This is a genomic window from Tannerella serpentiformis (assembly GCF_003033925.1).
Taxonomy (GTDB): Bacteria; Bacteroidota; Bacteroidia; order Bacteroidales; family Tannerellaceae; genus Tannerella; species Tannerella serpentiformis.
On record NZ_CP028365.1, the window covers coordinates 1,270,779 to 1,290,662 of the forward strand.

Genomic DNA, 19,884 nt, shown 5'->3' on the forward strand with positions numbered 1-19,884 from the left:
ACATTTTTACGCATATGTCAAAGAACAATATCCACAAAGTCCTTGTGCTTGGATCCGGTGCGCTGAAGATTGGGCAAGCCGGCGAGTTTGACTACTCCGGCTCGCAAGCACTGAAGGCTCTCCGACAGGATGGAATCAAATCCGTGCTGATCAATCCTAACATCGCCACCATTCAGACCTCTGAAGGCGTGGCCGACAGCGTATATTTCCTTCCGGTAACGCCCTATTTTGTCGAGCAAGTCATTGCTAAGGAACGTCCAGATGGTATCCTGCTGGCCTTCGGCGGACAAACAGCTCTCAATTGTGGCATCAAACTCTACAACGAGGGCACGCTGGAACGTTACGGTGTCCAAGTGCTGGGTACCTCGGTAGAAGCCATCATGAATACAGAGGATCGCGACCTCTTCGTACGCAAACTGCGCGAGGTGGATCTCAAGACGCCCGTCAGTCAGGCCGTCGAAACGATGAGCGATGCCATCACCGCGGCCGAGCAGATCGGTTATCCCGTCATGGTACGCTCGGCTTACGCTCTGGGAGGACTTGGTAGCGGTATTTGTAAGACAGAAAGCGAACTGCGGGCACTGGCTGAGAGTGCGTTTGCCTTCGCCCCGCAAATTCTTGTGGAAGAATCGCTGAAAGGTTGGAAAGAAATCGAATTTGAAGTGATCCGTGACCGGACAGATCGGTGTTTTACCGTGGTGAGCATGGAAAATGTCGATCCGCTTGGTGTACACACGGGCGAAAGTATTGTGGTCGCCCCGACATGTTCGCTGCGCGAGGACGAACTCACTCAGCTTCAAGAATTATCCGTCCGTACCGTGCGCCATTTAGGCATCATCGGCGAATGCAATATCCAATACGCATACAATTCTGACACTGGTGACTATCGCATCATTGAGGTCAACGCCCGATTGAGTCGCTCCTCGGCCCTTGCATCCAAGGCAAGCGGCTATCCGCTGGCTTTCGTCGCTGCCAAATTGGCCATCGGCTACGCGCTCGATGAGATCGGTGAGCCGGGAACGACCGGATCAGCCGCCGTAGCCCCACAAGTGGACTATCTGATCGCCAAGATTCCCCGTTGGGACCTCACGAAATTTGCTGGCGTAAGCCGCCAAATCGGATCCAGCATGAAGTCAGTAGGAGAGATCATGTCTATCGGCCGATCTTTCGAAGAGATCATGCAGAAGGGTCTACGAATGATCGGACAGGGCATGCATGGATTTGTGGGTAATAACAATCTGGAATTCGAAGACCTGGATAGCGAACTGGAGAATCCGACTGACCTGCGCATTTTTGCCGTAGCTCAGGCCTTAGAGAAGGGATACACGATCGAGCACATCTATGAGCTGACGAAGATCAACCCCTGGTTCCTGGAGCGACTGAAGAATATCGTCGATTATACCCACGTACTCGGACAGTATAAGAAGATCGAGGACCTTCCGGCCGACGTACTCCGCGAGGCTAAGCGACTCGGTTTCTCTGACTTCCAAATAGCGCGTTACACGGAGCACCCTGAGGGTAACATGGAGCGCGAAAATCTCCGCGTGCGTGCCTTGCGTAAGCGACATGGTATATTGCCGGCCGTGCGACGCATAGACACTGTCGCCTCCGATCGCGCAGAACTCACGAATTACCTCTACCTCACCTACGGAGCACCCTCTGGCGACTCTGCGACAGGAGATGAGCACGACATTCCATTCTATAAGAACGATAAGAGTGTGATTGTCCTCGGTTCGGGAGCCTACCGCATTGGATCGTCCGTCGAGTTCGACTGGTGTTCGGTTAATGCCGTGCGCACCGCACGCAGTCTGGGCTACAAATCCATTATGATCAACTACAATCCGGAGACAGTCTCTACCGACTACGACATCTGCGACCGACTCTATTTCGATGAGCTCTCACTGGAGCGAGTCCTTGACATTGTTGATTTGGAGCAACCGCGCGGTGTCATTGTATCCGTCGGCGGACAGATTCCGAATAACCTGGCCATGAAGCTCTACCGGAGGCAAGTTCCGATTCTCGGAACCTCGCCCGTATCGATCGACCGCGCAGAGAACCGCCATAAATTCTCCGCCATGCTCGATACTCTCGGAATAGACCAGCCACGTTGGGCAGAGCTCACGAGCATGGACGAAATCGATGACTTCATCCATCGCGTAGGCTTCCCGGTTCTCATTCGGCCCTCCTATGTGTTGAGTGGAGCAGCCATGAATGTGTGCTACAACAAGGATCAGCTAATCGAATTCCTCGGCGTAGCCGCACGCGTATCAAAGGAGTATCCCGTCGTCGTGTCAGAGTTCCTGCAAGACGTGAAGGAGATCGAGTTCGATGCCGTAGCGCGTCACGGAGAGATCGTCGAGTACGCTATCTCTGAGCACATCGAATACGCCGGCATTCATTCAGGTGATGCCACCCTGGTCTTCCCACCGCAGAAACTATACTTCGAGACCGTTCGCCGGATCAAGAAGATTAGCCGCAAGATCGCCCGAGAACTTAACATCAGCGGGCCTTTCAACATACAGTACTTGGCGAAGAACAATGACGTGAAGGTGATCGAATGTAATCTGCGAGCCTCACGCAGTTTCCCGTTTGTCAGCAAAGTGCTGCGGCAAAACTTTATCGATACCGCCACGCGCATCATGCTCGACGCACCGTTTACGCCACCCAACAAGACGGAGTTCGACATTGACTGGATAGGTGTCAAAGCCTCACAATTCTCATTCGGGCGTTTGTCAAATGCAGACCCCGTGCTGGGTGTAGACATGAGTTCTACGGGCGAAGTAGGTTGTATTGGTGATGACTTTGACGAGGCGCTTCTCGCCGCGATGGTCGCTGTGGGTAACACCATACCCACGCGTAGCATTATGGTTTCTTCGGGAGGAGCTAAGAGCAAGGTGGAGTTGCTAGAACCCTGTCGGATGCTCTGTGAGCGAGGCTACACGATATACGCCACGCAAGGCACTGCGGCTTTCCTACGCGACAACGGAGTGGAAGTGACACCTGTGTGCTGGCCCGATGAGCGTGACGGAGGGCTGAACATACTTGATATGTTTAGTCGCCATGCCTTCGACTTAGTCATCAACATTCCAAAGAATCAAAGCCGGCGTGAGTTGACAAACGGATATAAGATTCGGAGGGCAGCTATCGACCACAATATACCGCTGATCACAAATGCCCGACTGGCAGGCGCATTCATCCGAGCTGTCTGCAACTTAGGCGAGAAGGATATACCGATCAAGAGCTGGCAGGAATACCGTTAACGAAGACCTATCGCCGGTAGGGCCGAGTAGGTCGTGGCCGAGCATGCGGAGGATCACCTCCCCGCGTGCTCGGCTTTTTTGTGTCTGTGTGCGTAATCGATAGATGCGGGCGATTGCCCGTCGGAGAATGGTTGGGCTATCATGGCGGCTGCAGGAAAGCAAAAAGAGATTCCAATGGGCTATCCCGCCCATTCCACGAAACCGAAAACAACTCTCTATCTCAATCTCCGGACACTCCACGAATCAAAAAACTGATTTCGTTTCATTACCTCGGACATTCCACGAAGCCAAAAACAACTCTCTATCTCAATCTCCGGACACTTCGTGAATCAAAAAACAGATTCCGTTTCGTTACCTCGGACATTCCACGAAGCCAAAAACAACTTTCTGTCTCAATCTCCGGACACTCCGCGAAACCAAAAACGAATCTCAATTTCGATCCCCAGGCACTATGCAAAGCGAAAAACGAATCTCGATTTTGACTTCCGAGTACTCCGGAAGCAAAAAATGAATTCCGATTTTGCTTTCAGAGTGTCCGGGAAGCGAAAAATGAATTACGATTTGCGTCTCCGGACACTCAGTGAAGCGAAAAATGAATTACGATTTCGCTTTCGGAGTATCCGGGAAGCCAAAAATGAATTGCGATTTCGCATTTTGGGTACTCCGGAAGGCCAAAATGAATCTCGATTTCGCTTCCCGGAGTGTCCGAAAGCCCAAAATGAATTCCGATTTTGCTTCACTGAGTGTCCGAAGTCGCCAAAATGAATTACGATTTTGCTTCCCGGAGTGTCTGTGAAGCAAAATCGAGATTCATTTTGAGCTTCATTTTGTCCGCTGAATAGGCGATAATAACTTGCTGAACCTTAGGCGGAGAGTCCGGATATACACACCGCATTTTGTTTCTCTTATCGATGAGTGAAGATGAATGGCAAGAGGATCAAGGCGATGATCGCCATCAAGTCGTCCGGATGGGCGCGGAAAATTGTTTGGACCTTCATAGGGTTCGTCTGAATAGGCGCAGAGGGTTGTTGGGACTTTCGCGGGGTGCGTCTGGTAGGTGTAGGAGGTTCATTAGGGCTTTCGCGGGGGCTTCGCCCCCGCGTCCTGACTTCCTTTTCTTCCCTTGATGGAAGAAAAGGAAGCAAAAGAAGATCAAGGCGATGATCGCCATCAAGTTTGCCGAATGGGCGCGGAAAGTTGTTTGGACCTTCATAGGGTTCGTCTGAATAGGCGTAGGGAGTTGTTTCGACCTTCATGGGGTGCGCCTGGTAGGCGTAGGTGGTTCGTTGGGGCTTTCACAGGGGCTTAGCCCCCGCGCCCCGACTTCCTTTTCTTCTCTTGATAGAAGAAAAGGAAGCAAAAGAAGATCAAGGCGATGATCGCCTTCAAGTTGGCCGGATAGGCGTAGGGAGTTGTTTTGGCCTTCATGGGATGCGTTTGATTGGCGTAGGAGGTTCGTTGGAGCTTTCGCGGGGGCTTCGCCCCCGTGCCCCGACTTCCTTTTCTTCTCTTGATAGAAGAAAAGGAAGCAAAAGAAGATCAAGGCGATGATTGCCCTCCAGTCGTCTGAATGGGCGCAGAGGATTGTTTTGGCCTTCATAGAGTTCGTCTGAATGGGCGTAGAGGGTTGTTTGGGCCTTCATAGGGAGTGGCCGAATGGATACAGAGAATTTTTTGGGCCTTCGCGGAGTATGTCTGGATGGGTGTATGGATTGCTGCGTGGTTTCATGGGATGTTGGTGATTGTCCGCAGGGATTGGTGGGGGCGGGCACAAAAAAAGCCGGATACCGGCTCGAGACGACGCTCGGCTGGTATCCGGCTGGGGGGATGGGGTATAGAGGTTAGTTATGGCTTTCGCTAAGGGCGGCGATAAGCTCGTCGAGGGTGACGGCGCGTTGCTCGCCGCTGCGCATGTCCTTGAGCTGAATGCGTCCGGTGGACATCTCGTCTTCGCCGACAAGGGCCACGAAGGGAATTGCGTTTGCGTCGGCATAGCCGAGTTGCTTTTTCATCTTCGCCGCGTCGGGGTAAAGCTCCGCACGAATGCCGGCAGCGCGCACGCGGGCTATCAGCGGCAGGAGGTAGTTGGCCTCACGCTCGCCGAAGTGCACAAAGAGCAGCTGGGTGGTTCGCAACGTGTCTTCGGGATAGAGATCGAGCTGGTTCAGGACATCGTAAATGCGATCTGCGCCGAATGAGATCCCGACGCCGGAAAGGCCGGCCATACCGAAGACGCCTGTCAAGTTGTCGTACCGACCGCCGCCCGTGATGCTTCCGATCTCCGCATCGAGGGCCTTGACTTCGAAAATGGCTCCGGTGTAGTAATTGAGGCCGCGCGCCAGTGTGAGCTCGGTCTCTAAGTGGGCCTTCAGCGGCAGCGGCTCTATGTGATCCAGAATGTATTCCGTCTCCTCCACGCCGCGGATGCCTATCTCCGAGCCTTCCAATACGCTACGCAGGGCCGCCATCTTTTCCCGATTGGAACCTCGAAGGTCTATCACCGGCTGCAGGCGATCGATGGCCGAATCGCTGATGCCCTTTGTCCGAAGCTCGGCGATTACTCCCTCGCGTCCGATCTTGTCTAACTTGTCGATCGCCACAGTGATATCGACGATCCGTTCGGCCTCCCCGATCACTTCGGCTATGCCGGCAAGAATCTTGCGGTTATTCATCTTGATCACCACATTGATGCCCAGACGTCGGAAGACCTCGTCCATGATCTGGATGAGTTCCACCTCGCAAAGCAGCGAGTCACTACCGACTACGTCCGCATCGCATTGGAAGAACTCGCGGTATCGGCCCCGCTGCGGGCGATCGGCACGCCAAACGGGTTGTATCTGGTAACGCTTGAAGGGGAAGGTCAATTCGGATCGGTGTTGGACTACGAATCGAGCAAAGGGTACCGTAAGATCGTATCGAAGGCCTTTCTCGGAGATCCTGGCCGAGACCTTCGGAAGGCTTTTTTCCTTCCAGTCGTCGTCGGTGATAGCCGAGAGAAAGTCGCCCGAGTTTAGAATTTTGAACAGCAGTTTGTCGCCCTCTTCGCCATACTTACCCATGAGGGTGGATAGTTGCTCCATGGCGGGCGTTTCGATCTGCCGGTAGCCGTAGAGGTGGTAAACCTGACGTATGGTTTCGAATATGTAGTTGCGCCGGGACATCTCCACGGGCGTAAAATCGCGAGTCCCTTTCGGGATGGAAGGTTTCTGTGCCATGCTAATCTCTTCTGCTGCCTGAGGTGAATATGAGAATGTAATAAAGGAGGGTAGCCAATGAGCCAAGGGCTGCCACGACATAAGTATATGCGGCCGACTGCAGAGCGTCGCGGGCCATGCTATCGGTTTCCCGAGAGGTTAGTCCGGAGGTCTTCAACCAGGCTAAGGCGCGCCGACTGGCATCTATCTCGACCGGGAGGGTGATAAAACTAAATAGTGTGGTCAATGCGAACATCACAATGCCTATCAACATGAGTTGCGGAAAGGTTTTGATGAGCAACATGCCAGCCAGTAAGACCCACTGGACGATATTCGATGAGAAGCTGACTATGGGAACCAGCCTTGAGCGGAGCTTAAGCGGAGCGTAGGCGCAAGCGTGTTGGACGGCGTGTCCGCATTCATGGGCAGCCACCGCAGCGGCGGCGATGCTGTTGCTGGCATAGACGGAGTCGCTGAGGTTGACCGTCTTCTTTGCGGGATCGTAGTGATCCGTCAGATGCCCAGCCACGGACGTGACCCGCACGTCTTCGATGCCATTCTGGCGAAGCATACGCTCGGCCACTTCGCGTCCCGTCAGGCCTCCGGGCAAGGGCACCTGAGAATACTTTTCGAACTTGCTTTTTAAGCGACTTGACACCAGCCAGCTCAGCGCGGCTATGCCGATAAAAATGCCCCAGTAAAGGGCCGTTGAAGAGGTAATCATTGGTTGTAGGGGATAGGTGATAATACTTTGTTTGGGGAATCGTCGAGGCAAAATAATAGTCCTCACGGAGGATGGAGGCGCTTCGTGACGTCTCCGAGCTTCCGGAGGACTATGCTTTTTGTCCTTCAGCCCGTGCGGTTGAAGGCAAAAAGAATGCCAGACGGCCTACTCGTTGTAGCGGATGATAGTCTGCTCGCGATCGGGGCCGACTGAGACGATCTTAATGGGTACGCCCAGCTCATCCTCGAGGAAAGTCAAATAGGCGTTGAACTCCTCGGGAAATTCGTCTTCGCTCTTCATCCTTGACATATCGGTACGCCATCCGGGCAGCTCCGCGTATATGGGTTCGGCCTTTGAAAGGTCAAAGGGGAAGCGATCCGTCTCCACCCCGTCCACGCGATAGGCCACACAAGCCTTGATGACGTTAAAGGTATCCAGGACGTCACTCTTCATCATGATCAGTTGGGTTACGCCGTCGATCATCACAGCGTAACGCAAAGCCACGAGGTCAATCCACCCGCATCGGCGACGGCGCCCCGTAACCGATCCGAACTCGTGTCCGCGCTCGCACATAGCCTCCCCCGTTTCATCGTGCAACTCCGTAGGGAAGGGCCCACTGCCCACGCGTGTGCAATAGGCTTTGAAGATGCCGTACACTTCGCCAATATTTCGCGGCGAGACTCCCAGGCCTGTGCAGCATCCGGCGCAGATTGTATTTGAGGAAGTGACGAAGGGATAGGAACCGAAATCGATGTCCAACATCGTACCCTGCGCACCCTCGGCAAGCACCGAGCGACCCTCGCGGAGCATCGCGTTCACCTCGTGCTCGCTGTCCACAAGTCGGAAGCCCTTCAAATAGTCCAGGGCTTCGAGCCACGGACGCTCGAGGTCAATCAAGTTGTACTCGAAGTTCATCGCCCGAAGCATGTTTTCGTGTCGGCGTTTGGCGGCGGAATACTTCTCGTCGAAGTTTTCCAATAGGTCGCCTACCCGGAGTCCGTTCCGGCTAATCTTATCGGTATACGTTGGGCCAATGCCTTTGCCCGTCGTACCTATTTTTCCCGATCCCTTAGCGGCCTCGTTAGCCAAATCGAGTATCCGATGGGTTGGCATGATCAAATGGGCTTTCTTCGAGATCATCAGTTGCTGCTTCAAGTTGTGCCCGTGATTGGCCAACGCTTCGGCTTCCTCCTTAAAGAGAAGCGGATCGATTACCACCCCGTTGCCAATTATGTTTGTCTTCCCACCCTGGAATATGCCAGAGGGAATGGAGCGGAGTATGTATCGCTCTCCGCCAAACTCAAGCGTATGTCCTGCGTTGGGTCCCCCTTGGAACCGCGCTACCGCATCGTACTTCGGCGTCAATACGTCGACCACTTTGCCTTTGCCTTCGTCGCCCCATTGGAGGCCTAATAAAACGTCTACTTTCATCTGATTCATTCATTTTTGGGATTATCCTAAGTCATTGCAACCCCTTCGTCGTTCATTTCGGGGATCGCCAGAGGTCATTGATTCACCTTCGTCATTCATTTCGGGGATCATCCGGGGCCATTGATTCCGCTCATTGATTCTTTTCGAGGATCATCCGGAGTCTTCGCTTCCCCGCCGCAGTTCATGCCGAGATTCATCCGGAGCCATTGATTCCACTCATCGATCCCTTTGGGGGATCATCCGGAGTCACCGCTTCCCCTTCGCAGTTCATGCGGAGATTCGCCCGGAGCCATTGATTCCACTCATCGATCCCTTTGGGGAATCATCCGGAGTCACCGCTTCCCCTTCGCAGCCTCGGCCGCCTTTCGCTGACTCATACGCATTCGGAATTTGCATTTGGAGCACATACCGTAGATGTAAAGCGAATGGCAGTCGTAGGTAAATTTGGGAATCCGCCGGTGAGCCAGCTCGCGCGTCAGTCTATCGTCCTTCACCTCCTGGACGGCACCGCAATAGCTACAGATGGCATGATGGTGAGTGGCGGCCGCCGCCTGTAGCTCATATTGCACAAGTTGGGATGAGAACTGGTGTCGGACCACGATACGGGCATCCATCAGCAGCTCAAGCGTGTTGTAGATGGATGCCCGACTGACATGAAAATGCGCTTCGTCGAGCTGACGGAGTAGCATTTCCACGTCAAAATGTCCTCTTATCCGGCAAATGTGCTCCAGGATCGTGAAGCGTTCCGTCGTCTTCCTCATGCCGCGCTCAGTGAGAAAGCGAGCGAACGACTCTTTGGCCGGTTCGAAGGCATAGGTATCGACGGCGTTATCCATATTCGGACGTCGTAAGGGATAGGGAAAAGAAGGAGTTAATTGTAAGTCGGGAGGTAGGAGTATTCCCGACTGTAACGCATCATCTGATCCGCGTAGTCCTCGGAGTAGTCAAGCGTAACGTCGGTCACCTTGCCCTGAGCGTCACGGATAGGCTTCATCACCGGGTTTACGAAACCCTTGTAAGGCGCCAGATTGAGTCGGGCATAGCGCGCGAGAACCTCCTCGTGCAGGGCACGGTCCACCTTCACGCCGTAGTCTTCCACCAACTTCCGACCTGCCTCAAAATCACCTTCGCTCTTGATTCGCTGCAGCTCAGCCAAAAGCTCCGCAAACAGCCCACGCAATTTGCCGTAATCGTTCACAACGACAAACGTCTTTCCGTCACGCTTCGCAAAGTCCACGACATGGTCCGCACGACCCTTTTCGTACACCCACCGAGCAATCAGCTGACGGTTTCGCATGTGCGCTTCCTCAATGTCATTACCCGGTTGAATGCGCACCAGCTGTGTCATCAGCCCATTCATGATGTATTTGTAATACTCCGCCTTGTACGCTTCGGGATCACTCAACAGTCCGAGCTCGATCAACTTAGGATCGGCCAGGTAGTAGAGAGCGAAGATGTCTGCCCGCGCCTCTTCCAACGTCGAACTGTAGGCACCCAGCGCATTGGGATCGGTACCCTCGAGCAGTTGCCCCGAGGCGTGACCCAAGCACTCGTGAAGATCGGTGTGCAAGTTGTCGGTGATGAAGCCATACTTATCGATTCGCGCGTGCTCTGCGTCGTTCCAAACGAATTCCTCGCGAAAACCGTTGCCGAGAGACGCCTTGTCGTAAGCCTCGGTGATATTCTCAATGGTGACCGACTTCGAGCCATGATCCTTACGGATCCAGTCCGCGTTCGGCAAGTTGATACCGATCGGAGTAGTCGGGTAGCAGTCTCCGCCCAGCATGGCGACGGTAATCACTTTGGCCGTGATACCCTTCACCTTCTTCTTGCGGAAGCGGGGATCCATCGGCGCATTGTCTTCGAACCATTGCGCGTTGTCGCTGATTATCCGCGTGCGTTTGGTCGCCTTGCGATTGATGAAGTTGGCTATCGCCTCCCAGCTGGCCTTCATTCCGAGCGGATCGCCGTATGACTCCGTGAATCCGTTCACGAAGTCCACCTCCGAGGCGGTATCCTTCACCCAAAGGATGGCGTAAGCGTCGAATGTCTTCAGATCACCTGTGCGATAAAACTCGACGAGCTTCTCGATCACGGCTCGCTGCGCCGCATTCTCGGCAAACTGCTCCGCCTTCTGGAGCTCGTCCACAATATGTTCGATGGCCTCAGTGTACAGCCCGCCGACCTTCCACACCTTCTCTGTGAGCTTGCCATCGGCCGACTTACTCAGCCGGCTGTTCAGGCCGTAGGAAGGTGCGGTGGAGTCGTTCGGTGTACGCATCGCGGCATAGAATGCCTCGGCCTCCTGCTGCGTCACGCCGCCCTCATAATAGTTATTGGCCGACGCCAGCAAGAGGTCGCCGCTGCCACTTTGCACCGTGCGCTTTGGCATCACCTTCGGATCGAAGATGACGGGCGTAATCTCCTTGAGCCAAGCGTCCACCGTCTGGCCCTTGCGCACGGGTACATGCTTCGGATCGAGGCTGCGAATGCACTTCGCGAAGTAATCTGCGGTGAATCCGGCGGGCTCGAACTTGTCCTCGCCGTAATGATGATGAATGCCGTTAGCGAGCCATACGCGCTTGAGGTATGTCTCCAGGGCTTTGAATTGTGCATCGCCCCGATCGCCCCGATATTCCCGGTAGATAGCCTCCAGCGCTCGCCGAATGGCCAGATTATAGCGGCAGTTCTGATCGAAGATTATATCACGCCCCATCAGGGCGGCTTCAGAGAGGTGATAGAGCAACTGCTTCTGCTGCAGCGATAGCTCTTCGAAGCCGGGCACCTCGTAGCGCAAGATTTCAATGTCGGCGAAGCGATCCACCGTGTAATCGATCTTCGGATGCTCGTCGTTTGCAGCCGTCGCCACGTGTGCGCCGACCGTAAGTAGTGATGTAGTCATAAGAAGTAAAGCAGACTTTCTCATTGTGATTGATGTCTATGTCGTTTCGAATCGGATAAAAGGCAGTAAGGGGTCTCTGTCAAGGCCCAAAGAAAGGGAGCGAACGCCTTTGGCTGACGGCCGCCCCCTACTTGCTGATGGGCCTATCATATATAGGTATGCCGTAGCCCAGAATCAGACTAAGGCATCCATCGGCTCGTCCTTCGCTTCCCAGCCCAGCGCACTGGCGCCCAACACGGCTGCGTCGCTCTCCTTGAGCTGCGAGAACAAGAGGCGCGTCTTGCCTTGGAATACCTTCAGCATATGTGCCTCCATCGATCGCTTCACCGGCTCCATGATCAGGTCGCCCGCTTTGGACAACCCGCCGAACAGGATGATAGCCTCCGGACTGGAGAAGGCTACAAAGTTGGCAAATGCTTCACCCAGGATCTCACCCGTGATGTCGAAGATCTCGATCGACAGCTTGTCGCCCTGAACGGCCGCGTCGAAGACGTCCTTCGACGTGATCTTGTCCGGCTCCAGCGCCCGCAGCAGACTGGCGTCCGTGCGCATCGTCAACAGCTCGCGCGCTGTACGGGCCACATCCGTGGCCGAGGCGTAGGTCTCGAGGCAGCCGTGGCGACCGCAGCCGCAGAGCCGACCGTTCTCACGTCGCACCGTGGTATGGCCCAGCTCACCCGCGAAGCCATCGTGGCCATACACCAGATTGCCGCCGCAGACGATGCCACTCCCCACGCCCGTGCCGAGCGTAATGACGATAAAGTCTTTCAGACCACGCGCTGCGCCGTAGGTCATCTCGCCGATGGCCGCTGCATTGGCGTCGTTCGTGAGCGTCACGGGGATGCCCCCCGTACGGTCGCTGATGAGCTGTGCCAGCGGCACCTTGCCCTTCCACGGCAGGTTGGCCGCAAACTCGATGCAGCCATTGAAGTAGTTCCCATTCGGCGCGCCCACGCCGATACCCTTGATCTTGTCCCGTCCGCCAGCCGATCGAATCACGGCCTGTAGCCCTTCGCCCAGCGCACGGACATAGTCGTTCACGTCTTCGTATTTCCCGGTCTTAATCGAACCGTTATACAGCACATTGCCTCGCGTATCGACGACCCCAAAGACGGAGTTCGTTCCGCCGATATCTATCCCAATCACATACGGCTTATCCATAGATCTATCTGTTTTTATGTGTGATACTTATTTGATTGTGTGGGCCAAAGATACAGACGAAAAAAGATCCCGACGCTTTCGCGCCGGGATCTTCCAAGTTTACCTATGAAAGCCTTCCGGGTGGAGGGGGGCAGTGATTACTGCACTTCCTTCTTAGCCTCTTCCTTCTTAGCCTTGTTGCACTGCTTGCCGTCTTTCTTGTCCTTGCAGCAGCTCTTTTTGTCGGCTGCCTTGCAGTCCTTCTTGCCGGCCTTGTCGCAATGCTTCTTGTCCTTATCCTTGCTGCAGCAGCTCTTCTGCTCCGTCTGCTGACCTTCTTTCTTCACGTCCTGTGCGCTGGCCGAAAGGGCTACGCCGAACGTCATGGCAGCTGCGATGGCTGCGCTCAAAATCACTCTCTTCATTTCTTTGATGTGTTGATTAATAAGACTTGAAATCGTGGGGCAAAGGAATGCCATTTTGCTCCTCATTTTCGTCACGCACACTGCCCGATTAATCTTATTTGTCCGAAACGCCCTCCATTTTGCCTTTTTTGGAGCCCCGTCCATGATCCATCGGCCTTTCGCCTTAACATCCTTTCCGGTGCGCCTCCGTCGTTTCGCTTCTTCCGCCTGCTTTCGACCCCATTTTCCCGTCCGACGGGCTTTACTTCTGCCTCTCATCCCCTTTAAGCCCACTCGACGGCCTTGTCTTCCCTCCTCCATCTCTCGAAAGACCTTCTGGAGGCTTTCTCATGGCCTATACCTCTCCTGTTTTGATCCTAAACATAGTATCCAAAAACTTTTATATGCTGTTCTGATCATAGACAGCATCTACAAACAGATTGACGTCACTGTTTGCATCCTAATCATATTATAAAGCATATATATATATCATCCATAAAAAGAACAGGATCATTCATCTTTTCTATATACAGATTAGATCATATACAGCATCTATATAGATTTATAGTCCATGTATATGATCCAAATATAGATTATAGGTTTTTTGACATACTGTATATATGATGGACGACATAATCTATGTATTTAGTATGCCTATCTATAGAGAAAACAGCATGCAAATCCATTTTTACTTGCCGTTTATGATCAAAACAGAAGAGCCTTGGGGCATGGTAAGGCTGGCGACTCGTTTTTTAGGACTTTCGGAGGGGGCGCAATGGCCGACGAACGTGTTTTCGGGGGATGGGGGAAGTTGGGGAGGCCGTTTGCGCGAGGTTTTCGGGCGTCCTACTTTTGCGCGCATAAAGACAACACGGAATTATGTTTGAAAACTTAAGCGACAGATTAGAACGCTCATTCAAGCTGCTGAAGGGCGAAGGGAAGATCACGGAACTGAACGTGGCGGAGACACTCAAGGATGTGCGACGCGCGCTGCTTGACGCCGACGTAAACTATAAGGTGGCCAAACAGTTCACCGACACGGTGAAGACCAAGGCCATGGGCCAGAATGTGCTCACGGCGCTCAAGCCGAACCAGGTGATGGTGAAGATCGTGCACGACGAACTGGCTACGCTCATGGGCGCCTCGGCCTCAGAGCTGGAGCTGAAGGGGCAACCGGCCGTCATCCTTATGGCGGGCTTGCAGGGCTCGGGTAAGACGACCTTCTCGGGTAAGCTGGCCGGCATGCTGCGCAGCAAGAAGGGCAAGAAGCCGCTGCTGGCTGCGTGCGACGTGTACCGTCCGGCGGCCATCGATCAGCTGCATGTCTTAGGCGAGCAGCTTGGCGTGCCCGTGTATTCCGAGCGGGAGAACAAGAACCCGGTGGAGATCGCCGAGCATGCCATTGCAGAGGCACGGCGCACGGGGCGTGACTTGGTGATCATCGATACGGCCGGCCGTCTGGCCGTCGACGAGCAGATGATGCAAGAGATCGCCGCCATTAAGCAGGCTATCAACCCGGACGAAACGCTCTTCGTGGTCGACTCCATGACGGGCCAGGACGCGGTGAATACGGCCAAGGAGTTCAACGATCGGCTCGACTTTTCAGGCGTGGTGCTCACGAAGCTCGATGGCGATACGCGTGGTGGTGCGGCGCTCTCGATCCGCACGGTGGTCGACAAGCCCATCAAGTTCATCGGCACGGGCGAAAAGATGGAGGCGCTCGATGTGTTCCATCCCGAACGTATGGCCGACCGTATCCTCGGCATGGGCGACGTGGTCTCACTCGTGGAGCGCGCACAGGAACAGTATGACGAAGCCGAGGCGCGGCGCTTGCAGAAGAAGCTGGCCAAGAACCAGTTCGACTTCAACGACTTCCTCGGGCAGATCCAGCAGATCAAGCGCATGGGTAACCTCAAAGACTTGGCCGCGATGATCCCCGGCGTAGGCAAGGCGCTGAAGAATATCGACATCGACGAGAACGCGTTCAAGGGCATCGAAGCGATCATCTACTCTATGACGCCCGAGGAGCGCACAAACCCCTCGATCCTGAACGGTTCGCGGCGCCAACGGATCGCCTCGGGCAGTGGCACGTCGGTGCAAGACGTAAACAAGCTCATCAAGCAATTCGACGAGACGCGCAAGATGATGCGCATGATCACCACCGCAAAGCCGAGCAGCCGCATGGCTGCACCGTTCCGCAGGAAATAAACAGACACATATATAATAGGTATAGAAGGATGGAAGAGCACAGCTATCAACTGATCGACGGCAAAGCCGTGGCAGAGCAGATCAAAAAGGAATTGGCTGCTGAAGTAGAAAAGATCAAGCAGGACGGACGGAAGGCGCCGCACCTCGTGGCCATACTGGTGGGTCACGACGGAGGTAGCGAAGCCTATGTGGCCAATAAGGTGAGGAATTGCGAAGAGATCGGGCTGCGCTCGTCGCTCATTCGCTTCGAGGACGACGTGACGGAGCAGGCCCTGCTCGACAAGGTGAACGAACTGAACGCTGACGACGATGTGGACGGGCTGATCGTACAAATGCCGCTGCCGAAGCACATCTCTTCGCAGCGCGTGATCGAGGCCATCGACTACCGCAAGGACGTGGACGGCTTCCACCCGATCAACGTCGGGCGCATGTCCATCGGCCTGCCATGCTTCAAACCGGCCACACCCGCGGGCATTATCGAGTTGCTACGCCACTACGAGATCCCGACGAAGGGCAAGCATTGCGTCATCCTGGGCCGCAGCAACATTGTCGGCAAACCGATGGCGATGCTGATGATGCAGAAGGAGAATCCGGGTGACTGCACCGTGACGGTCTGCCACAGTCGGTCGGAAAACCTGCGCGAGATGTGCCTCAGTGCGGACATCATCATCGCAGCGCTGGGTGTGCCGGAGTTCCTCAAAGGCGACATGGTGAAAGAAGGCGCCGTAGTGATCGACGTCGGTACGACCCGCGTACCGAGCAGTGTGACCAAGAGCGGTTACCGACTGATGGGCGACGTAGCCTTCCATGAGGTGGCTCCGAAGTGCAGCTACATCACGCCCGTGCCTGGCGGCGTAGGGCCGATGACTATCATCTCGCTGATGCGCAACACGCTTTTGGCTGGCACGAAAGCCGTGTTCGGCAAAGAGGAATAATTCCCCGGGCAGGCTTTGCCAGTGTGAAAACTGGTATATCTTTGCGGCGCATTCCGAAAGGGAATGCGTCTTTATGGTGAGAGTGGCTCAGTTGGTTAGAGCATCGGATTGTGGTTCCGAGGGTCGTGGGTTCGAGTCCCATCTTTCACCCTCCTCGTTTTTTAATTTCTCATTTTGATTTAGACCTCTTCCCCCCATCGCCACCTATAGGGCGATGAAGAGGTTATCTACAGTTTAAGCCTGTCGAAGTCTTCCTTCGGCAGGCTTTCTTTTTATCCACTGTCAAGCAAGAGGTCTTTGCGGGAGTCCCGCAAGTCCCACGGGAAATGCTTTGGCGTTTGCGGGAGTCCCGCAAGTCCCACGGGAAATGCTTTGGCGTTTGCGGAAGCCCCGCAAGTCTCTCGAGAAACTTTTTGGCGTTTGCGGAAGCCCCGCAAGTGTCTCGAAGAACTTTTTGGTGTTTGCGGGAGTCCCGCAAGTGTCTCGAAAAACTTTTTGGCGTTTGCGGGAGTCCCGCAAGTCTCTCGGAAAACTTTTTGGCCTCTGCAGGAATGCTGCAAACGCCACGAAAAACTTTTTGGCCTCTGCAGGAATGCTGCAAATGCCTCGAAAAACTTTTTAGCCTCTGCAGGAATGCTGCAAATGCCACGAAAAACTTTTTGGCCTCTGCAGGAATGCTGCAAACGCCACGAAAAACTTTTTGGTCTCTGCAGGAACGCTGCAAACGCCGCGAAAAACTTTTTGGACTCTGCAGGAACGCTGCAAATGCCACGAAAAACTTTTTGGCCTCTGCAGGAATGCTGCAAACGCCGCGAAAAACTTTTTGGTCTTTGCAGGAATGCTGCAAACGCCAAAATGGAGAAAAGCGCTCTTGCAGAAGTTCTGCAAACACCAAAATGGAGAAAAGCGCCCTTGCAGAAGTTCTGCAAACGTCAAAATGGGGAAAAGCGTCCTTGCAGAAGTTCTGCAAACACCAAAATGGAGAAAAGCATCCTTGCAGGAGTTCTGCAAACACCAAAATGGAGAAAAGGGCGCTTGCAGGAGTTCTGCAAACGCCAAAATGGGGAAAAGCGCTCTTGCAGAAGTTCTGCAAAGGCCAAAATGGAGAAAAGCGCTTTTGCAGAAGTTCTGCAAACACCAAAATGGGGAAAAGCGTCCTTGCAGAAGTTCTGCAAGGGCACCACGAGAAAAGGCGAAAGGCCCTGACGGGATGGACTTCCGCCAAGACCTTTCTAGATAGTTGAATGTTTGTTGATCGCGATCTGACCCGTAACCCCTCCGGAGGGCGGATGGGCAGATCGTTTTTGCTTATCGCTTTCCTTTAAGCGACCAGCCCGTGTGTAAACCGATAATAAAGTAGACCAGCAACAGCTCGCCTATGGCCAGCAGGGAGTCGCCCGGCACACGCAGCCAACGAATGGCCTGCATCGTGTCTGTCTGCATGAACTCCATGGAGCGCGCTGACCAGTAGCCGTTCTGGATAGATTCCACGGCCTGCAAAATGCCGATGGGCAGCAAGCTCCCGACGAGCATCACCAAGAGGCCGATGTTGATGAGCCAGAAGGACCATCCGAGCAGCTTGTCGTTCCACTCCCGGTCAGGATAAAGCCCGCGGAGGACGAAGAGGATCAAGCCGATGCCGAGAATGCCATATACGCCAAAGAGCGCAGCGTGTCCGTGTACAGCCGTCGTGTTCAGGCCTTGGATGTAATACAACGCAATGGGCGGATTGATGGCGAAACCAAAGATGCCAGCGCCCAAGAAGTTCCAAAAGCACATGGCGATGAAGTAATAGATGGGCCACTTGTAGGCCTTGATCCAGGGTGTGGAGCGAGAGAGGCTATAGTTGTGATAGGCCTCATAGCCGATGAGCACCAGGGGGACGATCTCCAGCGCACTGAAGGTGGCGCCTAAGGCCAGAACGGCTGTGGGCGTGGCGCTGAAATAGAGGTGATGGAAGGTGCCAAGGATGCCACCGGCCAAGAAGATGATGGTCGAGAAAAGCACCGAGACGCTGGCGACCTTCAGGCGTAACAGTCCCATCCGGGAGAAGAGGAAGGCGGCCACGACGGTGGCAAAGACTTCAAAGAAGCCTTCCACCCAGAGGTGCACAACCCACCAGCGCCAGTATTCAGCGATGGCCATGTGTGTCTGACGGCCGTACATCAGTCCTGCGCCATAGAAGCCTGCGATGGCGATCGAGGCCAGGACGAAGAGCACAAGCAGGTGGCGACTCTCATCGCGCCGACGGAGCGCAGGCAGCAGGGCGCGAACCATGAGGAAGAGCCAGAGGAAGAGGCCCACGAGCAGGAGTGCCTGCCAGAAGCGGCCCAGCTCCAGGTATTCATAACCCTGATGACCGAAGTAGAAGTTCTCGACCAGCCCCAGCTTTTGCATGACGCCAAACCACTGTCCGGCCAGCGAACCAAGGACGACGATGAGCAAGGCGATGAAGAGCACATTCACTCCCAAGCGTTGGTATTTGGGTTCTTGGCCCGACACAGCGGGGGCGATATAGAGTCCCGTAGCGAGCCATGAGGTGGCAATCCAGAAGATGGCCAGCTGCACGTGCCAACTGCGCGAGATGGCCTGAGGCAGAATCAGGTCGAGCGGCAGGCCGAAGAATCCGCCTCCCTCTACGCCATAATGCGCCGTGATGACTCCGGCTACCATTTGCACGAGGATAAGGAGCGACACGATCCAGATGTATTTCAGTGTAGCCCGCATCGACGGCGTCGGCTTCAGGCCTCGCATGGGGTCGGAGGCGGGCAGGCGATCGTTCTCTTCCTTTTCCTTATTGCTGGCGTGATAGTAGACCAAAAGTCCGACGCCAAAGAGCAGCATCAGCACGCTAAACCCGGACCACATCTGTAGCGAGGTCGACGGCTTATTGCCTATCACCGGCTCATAGGGCCAGTTGTTGGTGTAGGTCACATCACTCCCCGGACGGTTGGTGCTGCACACCCACGTGGTCCAGGTAAAGAAGGCGTTCATCTGTGCCATGCGCGCAGGGTCCTTGATGGCGCCCTTCGGGATGGCGTAGCTCTTACGGACATGATCCATCGAGGGGTCCTCCATAAAGAGCTTCGTGTAATAATCCGCCAAGGCCCGAGCCACCTGAGCGCGTTCGGGTGAGAAGGTGATCACGCCCGAAGCAGCATCGTAGGTGTTCGTACGGAGCTCTTTGCGTAGCTGTACGAGGTATTTAGCCTGCTCGTCCTCGGGGAGGTCTTTGTAGGTCTTGCCGTCCTTCTGGGCAAAAAGGTCCAGAAGCATTTCGGTCTCTCGATGCAGGTAGTCGGCGTTCCAGTCGGGGGCGATGTAAGCACCATGCCCCCAGATGCTGCCGACGGTTTGCCCGCCCATGGACTGCCAAACGTTCTGGCCGTCCTTAATGTCTTGTCCTTCGTAGAGGACTTCGCCGTCGCTCACCACGATCTTAGTGGGGAACGGAGGTGCTGTTCGGTAGATTTCCACACCGAATATGATCAGCACCAGGAATGAGGCTGCCACTGTAGCCCCAAGCCACATCCACAATCTTTTCGCTGTCATAATTTCTATTGATTACAAGTAGTTCGGCCGCAAAGGTCTGTAAAGCGGATGCTGTAAAAAGTAACCTTTGCAACACCCCCCTCTCCGATGAATAGCCAGGAGGGAAGCCCGAAGGAGAGGGGTGCCCCGTACTG

Annotated in this window: 15 protein-coding genes and 1 tRNA gene; 6 read left to right on the forward strand and 10 right to left on the reverse strand. The window is 54.6% G+C overall.

The features are described 5' to 3' along the window. The first annotated feature begins 14 nt into the window (after nt 1-14). Nucleotides 15-3,260, forward strand: coding sequence for a carbamoyl-phosphate synthase (glutamine-hydrolyzing) large subunit (gene carB / locus C7123_RS05135; protein ID WP_069176014.1), 3,246 nt, complete (start codon nt 15-17; stop codon nt 3,258-3,260). A 905-nt stretch (nt 3,261-4,165) separates the two neighbouring features. On the opposite strand, the gene C7123_RS12880 is transcribed toward carB, so the two are convergent. The 9 genes from C7123_RS12880 to C7123_RS05175 all read right to left on the reverse strand — a co-directional run bounded on the left by C7123_RS12880 (nt 4,166) and on the right by C7123_RS05175 (nt 13,076). Beyond that, nucleotides 4,166-4,516: a hypothetical protein gene (locus C7123_RS12880; RefSeq protein WP_159049840.1), complete on the reverse strand. Its 351-nt coding sequence runs from the start codon at nt 4,514-4,516 to the stop codon at nt 4,166-4,168. Between the two features lie 49 nt (nt 4,517-4,565). Continuing rightward, nucleotides 4,566-4,688 (reverse strand): hypothetical protein, encoded by a 123-nt coding sequence (locus tag C7123_RS13455; RefSeq protein ID WP_257791030.1) that lies wholly within the window; start codon nt 4,686-4,688, stop codon nt 4,566-4,568. A 413-nt stretch (nt 4,689-5,101) separates the two neighbouring features. After that, complete coding sequence (gene hisS, locus C7123_RS05145; RefSeq protein ID WP_069176016.1) at nt 5,102-6,475, reverse strand: histidine--tRNA ligase; 1,374 nt, start codon at nt 6,473-6,475, stop codon at nt 5,102-5,104. Between the two features lies 1 nt (nt 6,476). Further along, nucleotides 6,477-7,178 (reverse strand): zinc metallopeptidase, encoded by a 702-nt coding sequence (locus tag C7123_RS05150; protein WP_069176017.1) that lies wholly within the window; start codon nt 7,176-7,178, stop codon nt 6,477-6,479. Nucleotides 7,179-7,343: 165 nt separating this feature from the next. After that, nucleotides 7,344-8,609: an adenylosuccinate synthase gene (locus C7123_RS05155; protein WP_038000949.1), complete on the reverse strand. Its 1,266-nt coding sequence runs from the start codon at nt 8,607-8,609 to the stop codon at nt 7,344-7,346. A 332-nt stretch (nt 8,610-8,941) separates the two neighbouring features. After that, on the reverse strand, nt 8,942-9,445 hold the full coding sequence (locus C7123_RS05160) for a Fur family transcriptional regulator (RefSeq protein WP_037980954.1): 504 nt from the start codon (nt 9,443-9,445) through the stop codon (nt 8,942-8,944). Between the two features lie 35 nt (nt 9,446-9,480). Continuing rightward, the gene (locus tag C7123_RS05165; protein ID WP_037980956.1) at nt 9,481-11,535 is read right to left on the reverse strand and encodes a dipeptidyl-peptidase 3 family protein; all 2,055 of its coding nucleotides are present in this window, start codon (nt 11,533-11,535) and stop codon (nt 9,481-9,483) included. A gap of 150 nt (nt 11,536-11,685) precedes the next feature. Then, the gene (locus C7123_RS05170; RefSeq protein WP_107490602.1) at nt 11,686-12,672 is read right to left on the reverse strand and encodes an ROK family protein; all 987 of its coding nucleotides are present in this window, start codon (nt 12,670-12,672) and stop codon (nt 11,686-11,688) included. A 137-nt stretch (nt 12,673-12,809) separates the two neighbouring features. Next, the gene (locus C7123_RS05175; RefSeq protein ID WP_038010704.1) at nt 12,810-13,076 is read right to left on the reverse strand and encodes a hypothetical protein; all 267 of its coding nucleotides are present in this window, start codon (nt 13,074-13,076) and stop codon (nt 12,810-12,812) included. Nucleotides 13,077-13,678: 602 nt separating this feature from the next. On the opposite strand from C7123_RS05175, the gene C7123_RS05180 reads away from it, so the two are divergent. From C7123_RS05180 to C7123_RS05200, 5 genes are all read left to right on the forward strand, one after another. Further along, nucleotides 13,679-13,942, forward strand: coding sequence for a hypothetical protein (locus C7123_RS05180; protein ID WP_159049841.1), 264 nt, complete (start codon nt 13,679-13,681; stop codon nt 13,940-13,942). Further along, on the forward strand, nt 13,935-15,263 hold the full coding sequence (ffh, locus tag C7123_RS05185) for a signal recognition particle protein (RefSeq protein WP_037980962.1): 1,329 nt from the start codon (nt 13,935-13,937) through the stop codon (nt 15,261-15,263). Before C7123_RS05180 ends, ffh begins: the two co-directional genes overlap by 8 nt. 29 nt (nt 15,264-15,292) lie before the next feature. After that, nucleotides 15,293-16,198: a bifunctional methylenetetrahydrofolate dehydrogenase/methenyltetrahydrofolate cyclohydrolase FolD gene (folD, locus tag C7123_RS05190; protein WP_037998846.1), complete on the forward strand. Its 906-nt coding sequence runs from the start codon at nt 15,293-15,295 to the stop codon at nt 16,196-16,198. A 76-nt stretch (nt 16,199-16,274) separates the two neighbouring features. After that, nucleotides 16,275-16,348: transfer RNA gene (locus tag C7123_RS05195), tRNA-His, on the forward strand. A gap of 483 nt (nt 16,349-16,831) precedes the next feature. Next, nucleotides 16,832-17,404, forward strand: a complete 573-nt coding sequence (locus tag C7123_RS05200; protein WP_069176019.1) for a hypothetical protein — start codon at nt 16,832-16,834, stop codon at nt 17,402-17,404. A gap of 102 nt (nt 17,405-17,506) precedes the next feature. On the opposite strand, the gene C7123_RS05205 is transcribed toward C7123_RS05200, so the two are convergent. Further along, nucleotides 17,507-19,750, reverse strand: a complete 2,244-nt coding sequence (locus tag C7123_RS05205) for a nitric-oxide reductase large subunit (RefSeq protein WP_069176020.1) — start codon at nt 19,748-19,750, stop codon at nt 17,507-17,509. Nucleotides 19,751-19,884 lie beyond the last annotated feature (134 nt).